At 56.3% G+C, this 16,206-nt stretch carries 12 protein-coding genes; 1 reads left to right on the forward strand and 11 read right to left on the reverse strand.

Annotated features, from left to right (window positions below; genetic code table 11):
* Window positions 1-162: 162 nt before the first annotated feature.
* From gshB to ACFO6X_RS14045, 6 genes are all read right to left on the reverse strand, one after another.
* A complete protein-coding gene (gshB, locus tag ACFO6X_RS14020; RefSeq protein WP_382434146.1) occupies window positions 163-1,110 on the reverse strand; it encodes a glutathione synthase in 948 nt (315 codons plus the stop codon).
* 12 nt (window positions 1,111-1,122) lie between these two features.
* Complete coding sequence (locus ACFO6X_RS14025; RefSeq protein WP_382434149.1) at window positions 1,123-2,991, reverse strand: potassium transporter Kup; 1,869 nt, start codon at window positions 2,989-2,991, stop codon at window positions 1,123-1,125.
* 134 nt (window positions 2,992-3,125) lie between these two features.
* Window positions 3,126-4,421 (reverse strand): glutamate--cysteine ligase, encoded by a 1,296-nt coding sequence (gene gshA, locus ACFO6X_RS14030; RefSeq protein WP_382434152.1) that lies wholly within the window; start codon window positions 4,419-4,421, stop codon window positions 3,126-3,128.
* 63 nt (window positions 4,422-4,484) lie between these two features.
* Window positions 4,485-5,951 (reverse strand): TrkH family potassium uptake protein, encoded by a 1,467-nt coding sequence (locus tag ACFO6X_RS14035; RefSeq protein ID WP_382434158.1) that lies wholly within the window; start codon window positions 5,949-5,951, stop codon window positions 4,485-4,487.
* Window positions 5,952-5,975: 24 nt separating this feature from the next.
* Window positions 5,976-7,424: a Trk system potassium transporter TrkA gene (gene trkA, locus ACFO6X_RS14040; RefSeq protein WP_382434161.1), complete on the reverse strand. Its 1,449-nt coding sequence runs from the start codon at window positions 7,422-7,424 to the stop codon at window positions 5,976-5,978.
* 16 nt (window positions 7,425-7,440) lie between these two features.
* The gene (locus ACFO6X_RS14045) at window positions 7,441-8,721 is read right to left on the reverse strand and encodes a glutamate-5-semialdehyde dehydrogenase (RefSeq protein ID WP_382434163.1); all 1,281 of its coding nucleotides are present in this window, start codon (window positions 8,719-8,721) and stop codon (window positions 7,441-7,443) included.
* A gap of 327 nt (window positions 8,722-9,048) precedes the next feature.
* Here ACFO6X_RS14045 and bchE point away from each other — a divergent pair, with 327 nt between their 5' ends.
* Window positions 9,049-10,590: a magnesium-protoporphyrin IX monomethyl ester anaerobic oxidative cyclase gene (gene bchE, locus ACFO6X_RS14050; RefSeq protein ID WP_382434172.1), complete on the forward strand. Its 1,542-nt coding sequence runs from the start codon at window positions 9,049-9,051 to the stop codon at window positions 10,588-10,590.
* Between the two features lie 29 nt (window positions 10,591-10,619).
* Here bchE and holA read toward each other — a convergent pair whose 3' ends face one another.
* The 5 genes from holA to ACFO6X_RS14075 form a co-directional block, all read right to left on the reverse strand.
* Window positions 10,620-11,675: a DNA polymerase III subunit delta gene (gene holA / locus ACFO6X_RS14055; protein ID WP_382434174.1), complete on the reverse strand. Its 1,056-nt coding sequence runs from the start codon at window positions 11,673-11,675 to the stop codon at window positions 10,620-10,622.
* Window positions 11,676-11,690: 15 nt separating this feature from the next.
* On the reverse strand, window positions 11,691-12,227 hold the full coding sequence (locus ACFO6X_RS14060) for an LPS-assembly lipoprotein LptE (protein ID WP_382434177.1): 537 nt from the start codon (window positions 12,225-12,227) through the stop codon (window positions 11,691-11,693).
* Between the two features lie 3 nt (window positions 12,228-12,230).
* Window positions 12,231-14,915, reverse strand: a complete 2,685-nt coding sequence (gene leuS, locus ACFO6X_RS14065) for a leucine--tRNA ligase (protein WP_382434180.1) — start codon at window positions 14,913-14,915, stop codon at window positions 12,231-12,233.
* Window positions 14,916-15,006: 91 nt separating this feature from the next.
* Entirely contained in the window at window positions 15,007-15,429 is a 423-nt protein-coding gene (locus tag ACFO6X_RS14070) for an ExbD/TolR family protein (protein ID WP_382434186.1), read from the reverse strand.
* A 23-nt stretch (window positions 15,430-15,452) separates the two neighbouring features.
* On the reverse strand, window positions 15,453-16,199 hold the full coding sequence (locus ACFO6X_RS14075; protein WP_382434188.1) for a MotA/TolQ/ExbB proton channel family protein: 747 nt from the start codon (window positions 16,197-16,199) through the stop codon (window positions 15,453-15,455).
* Window positions 16,200-16,206 lie beyond the last annotated feature (7 nt).

Genomic DNA, 16,206 nt, shown 5'->3' on the forward strand with positions numbered 1-16,206 from the left:
TGGCAAGAAAACTTGAGAAATCTTTGCGACTACTGCTTAAACCGTGGGGAGTTCAAGTTGTTGCTGATGGGTTGGTTGTGTGAACAACTGGTCCTTATCGGCAGCAAGGGGCGCATTGTAGCACCAATTTAGCCTCAGAACGAGGGAGCATGTCTTGGTCGGCTAAAGAGATAGAGCTTGTTCTAGTGCGTCCACAAACAGCCCCGGCACATCACAGCCTGTTTGCTGTTGGATTTCTTGAAAACAGGTAGGGCTGGTGACGTTGATCTCTGTAACGCAATCACCAATGACATCGATGCCAGCTAACAATAGTCCTCGGCTGTAGAGAATAGGTGCCAAGGTATTGGCAATTTCCCAATCACGGGCAGACAGTGGCTGGGCTACTCCTTTGCCACCAGCAGCTAAGTTGCCACGCACTTCGCCTCCTTGGGGGATACGTGCCAAACAGAAAGGCACGGGCTTGCCGCCAATGACCAGTACCCGCTTGTCCCCTTGTGCGATGGCGGGCAGAAACTTTTGCACCATCAGGGTTTGTGCACCCTCTTGGTTGAGGGTTTCGATAATGCTGCCTAGATTCATACCATCTGGCCCAACACGGAAGATGCCCATGCCACCCATGCCATCCAAAGGCTTGAGGATGATGTCTTGGTGTTCAGTGTGGAACTGACGCACATCATCAGCGTTGCGTGTGACCAGCGTTGGGCCGATCAATTGCGGAAACTCCAAGATGGCCAGCTTTTCTGGATGGTTGCGCAGGGCTTGGGGCTTGTTGAATACACGGGCACCGTCACGCTCAGCCTGTTCTAACAGATGCGTGGTATAGAAATACTCGCTGTCGAAGGGAGGATCCTTGCGCATTAGCACCACGTCAAAATCGGCCAAAGCAACCGTGCGTTCCTGTTGCACATGGAACCAATCTTGCAAACTGCCTGTGAGCGTGATGTCACGCACTTGGGCCTGCACTGGCGAGCCACGCAACCAACGCACCTGTCGGGGCTGGCATGCCGCGATCTGATGACCACGGCGCTGTGCCTCGCGCATGATGGCAAAGGTGGTGTCTTTGTAGGTTACAAAGGACTCCAGCGGGTCGGCAACAAACAGGATGTTCATGGGATGGCGTACTCAAATAGCAATCTTGGAGCCCAATTCCACCACAGCATTGCTGGGTAGATGCAAGAAGTCGGCGGCACCACTGGCATTGTGGTGCATCTGTGCAAACAGTTTTTCACGCCACGCCACCATGCCCCCCCCAGAGGTAGGGATGACGGTGTCACGCGACAAGAAGTAGCTGGTCGCCATCGGCTCAAGGGTGCAGCCCAAGGCGCCCAACTGTTCCAGTGCGAGTGGCACATTGGGGTTGTCCATAAAGCCGTAATGAATCACAACCTGCCAGCAGTCGTTGCCCAAGGTGGACATTTCCACGCGCTCTTCATTGGCCACCCAAGGCACTTCGTGATGGCGCACAGTAACAAACAGGTTTTGCGCATGCAGCACCTTGTTGTGCTTGAGGTTGTGCAGCAAGGCATTCGGTACGGTATTGGGGTCGGCAGTCAGGAAAACTGCTGTGCCAGCCACGCGCACAGGAGGATTGACAAACACTGCGGCCAGAAAATCTGACAGCGCAATGGCATCACTTTGCATGGCCTCGTGCAAGAGGCGGCGACCTTCTTTCCATGTCTGCATGACGATGAAAATGGCCCCAGCAATGACCAGCGGGAACCAGCCGCCATCAAATAGTTTGAGCAGATTGGAAGCCCAGAAAGCAAAGTCCACACCGAAGAAGAAAGCCGTGGCTCCCACACACAACCACAAGGGCAAATGCCAAGCGTTGCGAATGACAAAGAAAGTCAACACGGTGGTGATGAGCATATCGGTGGTGACGGCAATGCCATAGGCGGATGCCAAAGCACTGGAGGACTTGAACATGCCTACAGCCAACACGATGAGGACAAACAACCCCCAATTGACAAAGGGCAGGTAAATTTGACCGGCCTCTTGGACACTGGTGTGCAGTACGCGCAGACGGGGCAGGTAACCCAGCTGAATGACCTGTTTGGTGACGCTGAAGGCACCAGAAATCAAGGCTTGTGAGGCAATCACCGCAGCCATGGTGGCCAGCAGCACCAAGGGCAGCAAGGCCCATTCAGGGGCCATCATGAAGAAGGGGTTTTTTACGGCCTCAGGCTCTTTGAGAAGCAGCGCACCCTGTCCAAAGTAATTGAGGGTGAGTGCTGGCATGACGATGGTGAACCAAGTCATACGGATAGGACGTCGGCCAAAATGGCCCATGTCGGCATACAAGGCCTCGCCCCCAGTGACGCACAACACTACGGCCCCCAGAATAATGAATGTGGTGCCTGGCTGCGCCCACATGAATCCTATTGCGTAGTGCGGACTGATGGCCCACAAAATACCTGGATTACCAACGATGTGAAGGATACCCAACGCCGCAATCACAATGAACCATGCCACCATGATGGGGCCAAAGAAGCGCCCAATGCTGGCACTGCCGCGCTTTTGCACCATGAACAGCAGTAGCAGGATGACCAAGGTCAGAGGAACCACGGCTTTTTTGAAGGTGGGAGAGATGACTTCTAATCCCTCCATCGCACCCAGCACCGTAATGGCTGGGGTGATCACGCCGTCGCCATAGAAAAGGCAGGTACCAAAGATGCCCACCAGCAAGAGTACATGGCGCAAGCGGGGCTGGTCTTTGACGGTTTGGGAGGCCAGCGCCAACATGGCCACCAGCCCCCCTTCACCGTGGTTGTCGGCCCTCAAGACCAGAGCAACATACTTCAATGAAACGATGACGGTCAGTGTCCAGAAGAAGATGGACAAGATGCCATGCACGTTGTCGGGGGTGAAGGGGACATGACCGGAGCCAAAGACCTCTTTGACTGAATACAGGACACTGGTACCGATGTCGCCATAGACGACACCAACAGCACCCAGCATCAGCGCACCAAGGGAAGATTTGGAGTTTTGCACAGGAAATAGTCCGAGCGTTGCACCCTGTCGGGCATAGGCCACCCTTGAACGGGAGACTGGGATTGTGCGCTGGCTGTTGTGACTTGCCAGCAGAAAACGCCCGCCTGTTGCCAAGGCGCCACGGCCCCAGTGGCTTAATCGTAGACTTCAGCGTTGGGATCAGTGGCTTCGAGTTCGTAACTGGCTGCCAGCATGGCCAAACGTGCGACCACACCGTACATGTAGAAGCGGTTGGGGGCGCTGGCCCCAGGACGCGCACCGGGCTGGGGTAGTTGCGTGCTGTGGTGAAAGGCCAAGGGGACAAAACCAGCGCCGGGTGCATTGAGGTTTTCATCGCTGCCACGATCGGCATGGATGCGATAGAAACCACCGACCACGTAGCGATCGACCATATAGACCACTGGCTCCGCTACAGCTTCATGGACTCGCTCTTGGGTGAGCACACCTTCTTGGATCAGTGCATCATGAACCGTTTGCCCATCCTTGCTGACCGCCATCGATGCCAGTGTCTGGGGTTGCAGTGCTGCCAGCTCTTTGGCGTCGCGCACCGTCATCACACCCATACCGTGGGTGCCGTTGTCTGCCTTGACAACAACGAAGGGCTTTTCGTTGATGCCGTACTCTTTGTACTTGCGTCGAATTTTGCCCAGCAATGTATCGACCTGGGTTTGTAATTGCTCCAAGCCAGTGCTGCTGGTGAGATCCACATCACTGCACTTGCCAAACAAGGGGTTGATCAGCCAAGGATCAATGCCAAGCACCTTGCCAAAGCGTTTGGTGACCTCTTCATAGCTGCGAAAGTGCTTGCTCTTGCGACGCACACTCCAACCTGCATGCAGGGGTGGCAGCAAATATTGTGCATGCAGGTCTTCCAAAATACCGGGCACGCCTGCCGACAGGTCATTGTTGAGCAAGATGGTGCAGGGATCGAAGTTTTTTAACCCAATACGACCGCGCTCACGCAACAATGGCTCCAGCGTAATCGACTCGCCATTGGGCAAGTCCATCACCAAGGGTTTCTTGACGTCAGGACTGATGGAGCCAATGCGAACATGCAACCCAGCCATATTGAAGATGCGCTGGAGCTGTGCCAAATTGCTCAGATAAAAGCTGTTGCGCGTGTGGTTCTCAGGCACGATGAGCAGGTTGCGCGCTTCGGGACAGATTTTCTCGATGGCTGCCATAGCAGCCTGCACAGCCAGCGGGAGCATTTCGGGGGTGAGGTGATTCCACCCCCCCGGAAACAGATTGGTATCTACAGGCGCCAATTTGAATCCGGCGTTGCGGATATCAACCGAGGTATAGAAAGGTGGAGTGTGCTCCATCCACTCCAGGCGAAACCATCGCTCGGTAGCAGGCATTGAATCAATAATGCGCTGTTCGAGTTCGTTGATAGGCCCGGTGAGGGCGGTGATGAGGTGCGGAACCATAGGTTGCCCTTGAAAGACAGTTGCGCACCATTGTAGGGAGTTGACCGGCGGTTTCTGACAGACTTATCGACGCCAGAAAGCGGGGGTCAGCAAAGCCATAAAACTGAGAATCTCCAACCGCCCGAGCAACATGCCCAAAGTACAAACCCAGAGCTGAAAATCTGTCAGGGTGGTGTAGTTGCCTGAAGGGCCAACTCCCCCCATGCCAGGGCCTACACAGTTGACGCTGGCGATGGCCGCACTGATGGCGGTGATCGGGTCGAGATCCGTGAGCAATAGCACCATGCTCAAGACGATGACAGTGCCACCATAAACCAACATGAAAGCCATGATGGAGAAAATGGCGCCACTTTCAACAACCGCCCCCCCCAAACGCACCGGCTGCACTGCATGGGGATGCACTAAGCGGGTCATTTCACGCCGGGCCTGCTTTACCAAAATGAGCATACGCACCATCTTGATGCCTCCCCCTGTAGAGCCGGCACTGGTGGCTACACCGGAGAGCATGAGCATGAAAACAGGGGCCAGTACGGGCCAGTGCAGATAGTCCACCGTGGCAAAGCCCGTGGTGGTAGCCACCGAAACCACATGAAAAACACCGTGGCGCAAGGCATCTAAGGGGCCGTACACATTTTTGGCCCACAGCAACAGCGCTACCAGCACACCGCCACCCAACAGTGCCACCAAGGTGGCTTGCATTTCTGGATCGCGCCAAAAGCCACGCCAGTGCCCTTTACGCAGGGCAACAAAATACAGAGCGAAGTTGCAGCTGGCCAACAGCATAAAAACCAGTGCCACCAACTCCAGCCACATCGATTGAAAATAACCCAAACTGGCATCGTGGGAAGACATGCCACCTAAGCTGACCGTGGCAAACATATGCATGAGCGCATCGACAGGCGACATGCCTACCAACCAATAGGCGACAACACAAGCCAACGAAAACAAGGCGTAAACACCCCAGAGCCCTTTGGCTGTTTCCGTCATGCGCGGGGTAAGCTTGGTGTCTTTGATCGGGCCAGCCGCCTCGGCCTTGAACAGTTGCGCACCGCCTACCCCAAGCATAGGTAACACGGCTACGGCCAAAATCAGAATGCCCATGCCCCCCAGCCATTGCAGAAAGGTGCGCCAAACATTCACAGACACTGGCAAGGTGTCGAGGCTGGGAAGGACTGTGGAACCGCTGGTAGTCAGCCCAGACACCGTCTCAAAATAAGCGTGGGTGAAACTCAGAGAACGGCCTATTTGGTCATAGGCCAACAGCAGTGGCAAGGTAGCAAACAGAGGCAACAACACCCAAACCATCGTGACCAGCATGACGCCGTGGCGGGGTTGCAATTCACGTTGGTAACGACGCAAAGCTACGACCAGGGTGCCCCCTACCAACAAGGTAAAGGCCATGGAGACCGGGTACACCGGCCAGATGCCATCCTGCATCCACCATGACACGGCCAGTGGCACCCCCATAGCCAAGGCAAAGAGCATCAGCAACATGCCCAACACACGCAGAACGGCAAGCACATCTGTCATGGCAGCAGACCGTGGCCAATGCCATCAGAAAAAGGTGGCACTGACACGAAAAAGTTTTTCCACGTCTCGCACCAACCGTTTATTGGGCAAGAAAAACACCACATGGTCATTGCTTTCGATGACAGTATGGCTGTGCGGAATCACCACTTGGGGCAATCCAGCGGGTTGTGGTGCATCTTCTGGCCCGTGTAAACCACGCACAATCAGGCCCATATGGACGTTTTCTGGCAAAGACAGGTCACTGACCTTGCGCCCCACGACTCTGGAGCTTTTGCGGTCACCACGGGCCACAATTTCTAGTGCCTCGGCCACGCCCCGGCGCAGGCTATGCACCGCCTGCACATCGCCTTGGCGCACATGGGCCAGTAGCTCCCCCAGCATGGCTTGGGCAGGGGACAAGGCAATATCGATTTCGGTGCCGTGCATCAGGTCAGCGTAGCTGCGACGGGTAATCAACGACAGTACGCGACGTGCGCCCAACCGCTTAGCCAGCAGGCTGGACATGATGTTGTTCTCATCATCGTCGGTCAGGGCCAAAAAGAAATCGACCTCCTCAATGTTTTCGGCCTCGAGCAAGTCTTCATCGGTGGCATCGCCCTGCAAAACCAACACATCGCCAGGCAAGGTAGATGCCAGGGCAATACAACGTTCAGGATGGCCCTCCACCAACTTGACATGAAACCGCCCAGGCTGACTCCCCAATTCCTGTGCCAGACGCAGACCCACATCACCGCCCCCAGCCACCATGACACGGCGCACTGGGCGTGCTGGCTGGTGTGGACGCCGGTGCAAAGCGGCCAAGACAAAGGAAATGTGCTCACGCGCTGCCAGCACAAACACCTCATCGCCTGGCTCAATCCGGGTGTTGCCACCACAGGGAACAAAGCGGTCTGGCTCCTCAGGAAAGCGCCGGTAAATAGCCACCAAACGCATAGCCACATCGGGGGTGGCTACGCGCACCTGCGCAATGGTCTGCCCTACCATAGGTGCCCCTAGCATGGCACGGGTAGAGACCAGACAGGCCCGCCCCCCGGCAAACTCGCGCACCTGCATGGCCTCAGGGTATTCAATCAACTTGGCAATGTAGCGGGTCAGCGATGCTTCCGGACAGATGACATTGACGGCAAAACCCTCTGGCCCGGCCAAAATGCCGCCGGGGTCAAAACCGGAGGAGCGCACCCGCGCAATACGCGCGGGAACATTGAACAACAGTTGCGCCACCTTGCAAGCGACCAAATTGGTTTCGTCTTGGGTGGCACAAGCAATCAACAAGTCGGTGTCTTGGGCACCGGCCTCTGCCAATACGCTGGGATTGATACCACTGCCCACAACGCCGCGCAGGTCAAACCGGGCCTCCAACTCGCGCAGACGCTGGGCATTGGTATCAATGACGGTGATGTCATTGCGCTCAGAGACCAAACTATCGGCCACGCTTTGACCGACGCGCCCCGCGCCCAAGATGATGATTTTCACAACCGCAATCGCTTGTTCAGCTGCGCACCTCGCCTTCGCCCAGCACGATGTACTTGAGCGAAGTCAGCCCCTCAATCCCTACTGGGCCACGGGCATGGAATTTGTCGGTGCTGATACCGATTTCGGCGCCCAAACCGTATTCAAAGCCATCGGCAAAACGGGTGCTGGCATTGACCATGACACTGCTGGAATCGACTTCGCGCAGAAAACGCTGGGCATGGATGTGGTTGGTGGTCAGGATGGCCTCGGTGTGCTGGCTGGAATACTGGTTGATGTGGGCGATGGCCTCATCAACCCCAGACACCAGCTTGATGCTGATGATGGGTGCCAAATATTCTTCGCTCCAATCTTGCTCGGTGGCAGGCACCAAAGTAGCACCCGCGACCCCCTGCAACAGGGCCAAAGCTTCGGGGCAGCAGCGCATCTCTACCCCCTTGGCGGCAAACACTGCTCCAATTTGTGGCAGAAACTGGGCCGCGATGCTGCGGGCGACCAGCAGACTCTCGGTGGCATTGCAAGGGCTGTATTTTTGCGTTTTGGCGTTATCGACCACGCGCAGGGCCATGACTAAATCGGCACTGTCGTCCACATAGGTGTGGCAATTGCCATCCAAGTGCTTGATGACGGGCACCTTGGCATCACGGCTGATGCGCTCAATCAAGCCTTTGCCCCCGCGTGGGATGATGACATCGACAAACTGTGGCATGGCGATGAGTTGGCCTACGGCCTCGCGGTCGGTGGTGGGCACCAGTTGCACGGCATGTTCGGGCAGGCCTGCCTCTTGCAGCGCCTGCACCACCAAACGGGCCAAGGCTTTGTTGGAGTCGATCGCCTCGGAGCCGCCGCGCAAAATGCAGGCATTGCCACTTTTGATGCTGAGGCTGGCGGCCTCGATCGTGACGTTGGGGCGGCTCTCGTAAATCATGCCAAAAACACCAATAGGCACCCGCATTTGACCCACACGGATACCGCTGGGCTGCTGCTTCATGCCCAGGACTTCGCCAATCACGTCGGGCATAGCGGCCAATTGCTCACAACCTTGGGCGCAGGTTTCTAACACCTTGGGGGTGAGCTTGAGGCGATCTACCATAGGCTCGGCCAGCCCTGCGGCGCGGGCGCGCTCCAGATCACGGCTGTTATCGGTCTGCAAGGCATCCGTTTGCTCACGCAGCAGACGGGCCAAGACCAACAAAGCCTTGTTCTTGGCTGCTGCCGGAGCCTTGGCCATCAGGGCAGAAGCGGTTTTGGCTTGCAAACCGAGGGTCTGCATGATTTCGGTGACATCAAGGGCGTTCATGGAAACAGATTCTGGCAGAAGCGCCGCTGTAGGCAACCGAAACTCAGAGGAAACACACAGCAGGCAGGGCCAGCAAGCACCCGATGTGGCGCAAATGCTGCAACGGGCAAACTGGCCCACCTTGCTATTCCCGTCGCTTAGGGTCTTCGGCTTTTCGATGCGATCTTGTTTTGCACGAGGGTGGTGTGCCTCACGCACTTTTGTGACGACTGTTTCGGATGTAGGTGGTTTTTGGATGGGCATCGATGTTAATCTGGCATTCCAATAGAAGACGCCTTCTACTCCCCGTGGGCTTGTTAGTGAGCCCTCTCTGCCCGTGTATTGCACATGAAAATCATATTATTGAATCCACCCCATACTGCGATAGGAAGTCGTATTCCTGGAGAGCATCTGCCACCTTTAGGATTGCTCTCGGTGGGTGGCCCTTTAATCGATGATGGTCACACGGTTTGTTTGGTAGATGCAGATAGGGAATTATTGACCATAGAAGAAATGGTGTCTACCATACTCACCAACGCCCCTGATGTATTGATGTTGGGTCACTCAGGGTCTGGCTCCGTTCACTCCACCGTTTTGAAAATTTGTCAAAAAATAAAAGAATACCAGCCACAATTGATTATTATTTATGGTGGGGTGCATCCTACATACCACTGGGATGAAATCATGCTGGAAGCACCAGCCATCGATATCATTGTCAGAGGCGAAGGGGAGAAAACCACACGAGAACTGGTACGGGCGCTGGAGGTGGGGCAAACTTTATCTGAAGTGGCTGGCATCGTTTTTCGTGAGAACGGCCGCACCCAAGCAACACCGCCCGCAAAGGTGATAGACCAGCTGGATCAATTTCGTGTTGGATGGGAACTGATTGACCACAAGGACTACTCCTACTGGGGAGGAAAGCGCGCAGTGGTCGTGCAATTCTCAAGGGGCTGTCCGTATCTTTGCAGCTATTGTGGGCAACGGGGCTTCTGGAGCAAATGGCGCCATCGAGACCCGCAAAAGTTTGCCCAAGAGCTGGGACGGCTGTATCGGGAAGAAGGGGTAGAGTTGATCAATTTTGCAGATGAACTCCCTACTGGCTCCAGAAAGGCATGGAAAACTTTTTTGGAAGCCTTGATTGCTGAAGATGTTCCCTTGCTGTTGGTAGGCTCTACCAGGGCAGGGGATATTGTCAGAGACAAGGATATTCTTCACCTGTACAAACAGGCTGGCGTTGTTCGATTTCTTTTGGGTATTGAGACATACAACGAGACAACCCTTGCCCACATTCGCAAAGGGGCCAGCATGTCCGAAGACAGAGAGGCGATCCAATTATTGCGTAAACACGGCATTATCTCGATGGCGACTTACGTACTGGGCTTTCATGAAGAGCGTGATATTGATTATTGGCACTCCTACAGACATCTGCTTTCTTACGACCCGGATCAGGTACAACTACTTTATGCCACACCACACCGGTGGACTCCGTTTTATGAGTCTGTTGAGCATCGGCGGGTAGTACAAAAAGACACCACCAAATGGGATTACAAACACCAAGTCTTGGAAGCAGAGAACGTGCCCGTGTGGCGGGTTTTTATGTGGTTCAAAACCATTGAAGTGTTGATGCAAGCCAGGCCGCGTGTGCTTTACAGAATGCTCTTTCATCCAGAGGCCCGTTACAGACATGCCATGCGTTGGTACACCCAGATAGGCCGTAAAGTCTGGTTCCACGAGCTTTTTGAGTTTTTGTTCAAAACGCGCATAGAGAAAAATGGCCCTGCGCTCTCTGCGCTGATGGGGACTGCATTCACAAAACGCGAATACTCGATGGCATCAAAGGGCCAACGCACGGCAGGCACGATTCCCATCATGAATGCCAGCGACCATTGATGGGCCTTGGTAAAAAGCCTCGCCCCGTTTCAACGCGCTGCCAACGCCAGCTTGCCCAACTGTAAGGCCAGGCGCTGCAAGGCCTGCCACGGCTGTTGCGGCCAATCGGGCACCGACAAGCCCTTGACGATGCCATCGACCTTGTGTGCTGATTGCAGCAACCGGGCCAGCGCCGCATCGGTGGTGCGGGGCACAATGCGCTCAAACAGGCGCTCCTTAGCCCCCCAAACACGTTGTTCACGCAATGCCATTGGCAAAGGGCGGCCTGCGGTAACAGCATCCTTGACGCGCTTGAGGGTGCGGATGTCTTCGGCCAGCGCCCAATGCACCAGCACAGCAGCTTCACCCTCGGCCTCAAGGCCGTCTAACATGCGCTGCACACGCAGCAATTGGCCAGACAACACGGCTTCTGACAGCTTGAACACATCGTAGCGGGCCACGTTGAGCACGGCTGCCTCCACCTGTTCCCAGTGCAGTTGTCCTGGGGGATAAAGCAGGGCCAGTTTCTGGATTTCTTGGTGCGCTGCCAGCAAATTGCCCTCCACCCTGTCGGCAAAAAAGGCCAAGGTGCGTTGGCCCTCTTCTCCGTCCACCACCTGCTGGCTTTGGGCTGCCAGCCGCTGGGCAATCCATTGTGGCAAGGCAGCCCGCTCTACTGGGTCGATCTGTACCGTAACGCCGTGGCTCTCTAGTGCCGCAAACCAAGCGCCCGTTTTGGTGGCTTTGTCTAAACGCGGCAACAAAACCAGTGTCAATGCACCCTCGTTGCCCACAGCAGCCTCGGCCAACTGTTGCAGCGCGGCACTGCCCTCTTTGCCTGGCTTGCCTGAGGGGATGCGGATTTCGATGATTTGCTTGTCGGCAAACAGGCTCAAACTGCCACCGGCGGCCAACACAGCACTCCAATCGAAATGGGCACCGGCTACAGTGAAGGTGCTGCGCTCGGTATAGCCCTGAGCCCGCGCTGCCGCCCGGACAGTGTCGGCCGCTTCTTGTTGGAGCAATGGCTCATCGCCATGCAAGGTGTAAAGCGGACGCAGCCCTTTGTGCAGATGGGCCGCCAGTTGGGTCAAGGCAATGTGCATGAGACAGTGGGGGCACTACGGCAAACGCACTGCGGCCAAGCGGCGCAGCAGTTGCTGCACCAAATCGGTCTGCATATTGCGTTGCAGCAGTGCCTCTTCGGCCTCTTTAGCCAAGGCAATAGTTTCGCTGTAGCTGATGTCGCGGGTTTGCAGCAACTCGGTCGGCTCCAGCAGTTCCTCACCCTTTTGCGTGCGCAAGCGAAACTTGATACGCAAGCGCAATTGCAACTCGCGCACCTGTCCCGAAGCGTTCAGGCCCACCACGCTGCGTTCGTTCTGTTCTTGCAGCAGCTCAAACACCACCTGCGCTTGCGGCAACCGGGCGGGTTCGCGCCACACCTGCAAGGCGGTGGTTGACCCATCCAAGGTGCGTTGCAACTCGCGCGCCAATGGCGATGTAGTGGGTGCCGCGATATAGAGGGACTGAAAGGCAAACTGCGGCACACCCCGCAGCCGAAAACCACAGGCCGACAGCGCCAGCGAAGCGGGCAGCAGAGCCAGCCAAGCCCGCCGAGACCAGCGGCCTTCAGCAGCAGGAGCAGGATGTGCCATGCCTCAAACCACCACGTTAACCAAACGGCCTGGCACCACAATCACCTTCTTGGCAGCAGCACCATTGGCCTGCTTGAGAAAGGCCTCGTGGGCCAGTGCCACGGCTTCAATCTGTGCCTTGTCGGCCTGTGCAGGCACAAAGATAGAGCCGCGCAGCTTGCCATTGACTTGCAGCATCAGCTCAATCTCGTCTTGCACCAGTGCCTGTGCATCCACCTGGGGCCAAGCGGCATCGAGCAAATCGCCCAAGTGGGCGGCATAACCCAATTGCGTCCAGAGCGCATGGCTGATGTGCGGCGTAGCCGGATAGAGGCAGCGCAGCAAAATACCAAAGCCTTCAATCAGTGCAACATGGGCACCGGGGCAGTCCAGCGCCTTGAAATCTTCCAAGGCGTTGAGCATTTTCATAGTGCCCGAGACCACGGTGTTGTACTGCATACGCTGGTAGTCGTAATCCACCTGCTTGAGCACGCTGTGAACCTCTAGGCGCAGTGCCTTGGCTTCTTTGCCAAAGGCCACGTCTTTCAGGCTGGCAGCACCGGCCACACTGGCGTTGGCGGCCACGGCATCTAGCGTTGAGAGTTTGACGCCAAAGTTCCAGACCCGGCGCAAGAAGCGGTAGCTCCCCTCCACGGCGGCATCGTTCCACTCCAGCGTAGCCTCAGGTGGAGCGGTGAACATGGTGTACAGGCGTGCAGTATCGGCACCGTATTTTTCGATCAACTCTTGTGGGTCAATGCCATTGTTCTTGGACTTGGACATGGTGCCCACGCCCTCGTAGTCAATCGGCGTACCCACTGGTAAATCACCCACAGCGTTTTTCAGCTTGGCACCCATGATTTTGCCCGCATCATCGAGCACATGCTCCACATCGTGCGGCCAGAAATACTCCTTGGCCCCCTTGTCTGTGCGACGGCTATAGATATGGTTGAGCACCATCCCCTGGGTGAGCAGCTTAGTGAACGGCTCATCGACCTTGACCAAGCCCAGATCACGCATGACCTTCGTCCAAAAGCGGGCGTACAACAGGTGCAAGATGGCGTGCTCAATGCCACCGATGTACTGATCCATGGGCATCCAGTAATCCGCACCTTCAGCGACCATTTTTTCGCTGTTTTGGGAATCGCAATAGCGCATGAAATACCACGAGCTATCGACAAAGGTATCCATGGTGTCGGTTTCACGCCGTGCAGCTTGGCCGCAGACCGGGCAAGTCACACCCGCATGGAAGCCTTCGTGCTTGTGCAGCGGGTTGCCCGAACCATCGGGGATGCAATCTTGCGGTAGCACCACGGGCAGGTCTTTTTCGGGCACCGGCACCGCGCCATGCTCTGGGCAGTGGATGATGGGAATGGGGGTACCCCAGTAACGCTGACGGCTGATGCCCCAGTCGCGCAAACGCCAAGTGGTTTTTTTCTCGCCCAAGCCCAGTTTTTCGAGTGCATGGGCTACGGCAGTCACAGCCTCTTTGTAGGTCAATCCACTGAAATTGTCGGAGTTGACCGTCACACCACGTTGCTTGTCGGCATACCAGTCTTGCCAGCGTTCGAAATCGAAATCGGCTTCGCCATCGACCTGCACCACTTGCAAAATTTCCAGCCCGTATTTCAGGGCGAAGGCAAAGTCTCGCTCATCGTGGGCTGGCACACCCATTACTGCGCCATCGCCATAACCCATCAGCACGTAGTTGCCAACCCAGACCTCCACCGGCTCTCCGGTGATGGGGTGGTTGACAAACAGTCCGGTGGACATGCCCTTCTTTTCTTGGGTAGCCAGTTCGGCCTCTGTGGTGCCACCCTTTTTGCATTCCTCTATGAATTCGGCCAGATGGTGGTTGGTACGTGCGGCATGTAGGGCCAGCGGATGCTCAGGGGCCACTGCACAGAACGTGACACCCATAATGGTGTCGGCACGGGTGGTAAACACATAGAGTTTGCCATCGCCAATCAACGTGCCATCTTCACCCAGAATGTCGTGCGGAAAGGCAAAGCGCACCCCTTCAGACTTGCCAATCCAGTTTTCTTGCATCAGCTTGACGCGCTCGGGCCAACCGGGTAGTTTGTCGCCCGTCACAAAGTCCAGCAATTCTGGGGCGTAGTCGGTAATTTTGAGGTAGTAGCCCGGAATTTCGCGCTTTTCTACCAAAGCGCCAGTGCGCCAGCCCCGGCCATCAATCACCTGCTCATTGGCTAGCACGGTTTGATCCACTGGATCCCAGTTGACCACCTGGGTTTTGCGGTAGGCAATGCCTTTTTCCAGCATTTTCAGGAACAGCCACTGGTTCCATTGGTAATAGTCGGGGTCGCAGGTAGCCACCTCGCGGCTCCAATCGATGGCCAAGCCCATCGCCTGCATTTGCTTTTTCATGTAGGCGATGTTGTCGTACGTCCATTGTGCTGGTGGCACACCGTTTTTCAGCGCGGCATTTTCAGCAGGTAGGCCAAAAGCATCCCAACCCATCGGCATCAAAACGTTGTAGCCGCTCATGCGCAACTGGCGCGTCAGCATATCGTTGATGGTGTAGTTGCGCACATGCCCCATGTGCAGTTTGCCGCTAGGGTAGGGCAACATAGAGCAAGCGTAGAACTTCTTCTTGCTCTGGTCTTCCGTAACACGATAAGCATCGTGGGCAGCCCAATGGGCCTGCGCGGCGCTTTCAACCTCGGTGTGTTGGTATTTGTCTTGCATGGAGAGGAAAATCGGGAAAAGCGGTCGGATGCAGCGGCTGGGCGCTGCGCTGGCAGGGATTTTAGGCGCTGGCATAGCAGCGCCTACGATTTCAGGGCTGTGCAGCAGGCTCGGCCACAAAGCCGATGCGCCGGAGCCCGGCTTGATGGGCCTGGCCCATCACCTCTACCACACGGCCATAGGGCACCGAGGCGTCGGCGCGCAATTGCACCTCGGTATCGGGCTGCGTGGCGGCCACCGCGCGCAGTTTCTCTGCCAAGGCTGCTGCGGCCAAGGGTTGGTCATCCACAAACACCAGACCGGCTTTGTTCAGCACCACCATCACGGACTGAGGCGCTGTGCCCGGCACAGCACCCTCCGTGCGAGGCAACTCCAGCCGGATGCTGTGAGCCAATAAGGGGGCTGTGAGAATGAAAATGACCACCAGCACCAACATGACATCGATCAATGGCGTCATGTTGATTTCACTGATCGGCTGAGGCGCGCTATGGCGTTCGAGACGGCCAAAGGCCATGATGGTTCGCTCCTTGGGTAAGCTCAGGCAGAGTCAGGTGCAGGAGGAGGAACAGGCGACGGTGCCGACTTCGGTATCCACGCTGGTTTAGCCAACGGTTTGGCGGGAATGACAGGAGAGGCATCCACCACCAGTTCGCGCAAATCGCGGGCAAAGCCTTCCAAATCGGCCTCGATACGCCCCAACAGACGGCCAAAGATGTTGTAGGCCAATACTGCAGGAATGGCCACGGCCAGTCCTGCGGCGGTCATGACCAACGCCTCGCCCACTGGCCCAGCCACTTTGTCGATGCTGATTTGTCCAGCACTGGCAATGGCCGTGAGTGCATGGTAAATACCCCAGACCGTGCCTAACAAACCAACAAACGGTGCGGTGGAACCAATGGTGGCCAACAGCACTTGCCCCCATTGCAGTTTGCCCAACACCAAGTGCAGGGCATTGCGCAACACGCGTGTGAGCTGTTGGCTGGCGCTACCTGCTTGGGCCAAAGTAATGCTGCCATCGGGGGGTTGCGCCAACGCATCGGCAGCCTCCACCAAGGGCAACACCAAGCCTTCACGGTCTAGGGTGGCAATTTGTTGGCGGGCCACCGGCCAAGTGGGGGCCAACCAAAAGGCGGCCACGCCACGCGCTACATCGGTACGGGCGCGGTGCATCAGCCAACTTTTCCAGACAATGACCACCCAACTTGCCACCGACATCAACAGCAACAGGGCTGCCGTGCCTTGAGTAACAAAGTCGCCTTGACGCAACCAGTGCAGCGCATCCATGAACAAA

Source organism: Giesbergeria sinuosa (genome assembly GCF_042652905.1).
Classification (GTDB): Bacteria; Pseudomonadota; Gammaproteobacteria; order Burkholderiales; family Burkholderiaceae_C; genus Simplicispira; species Simplicispira sinuosa.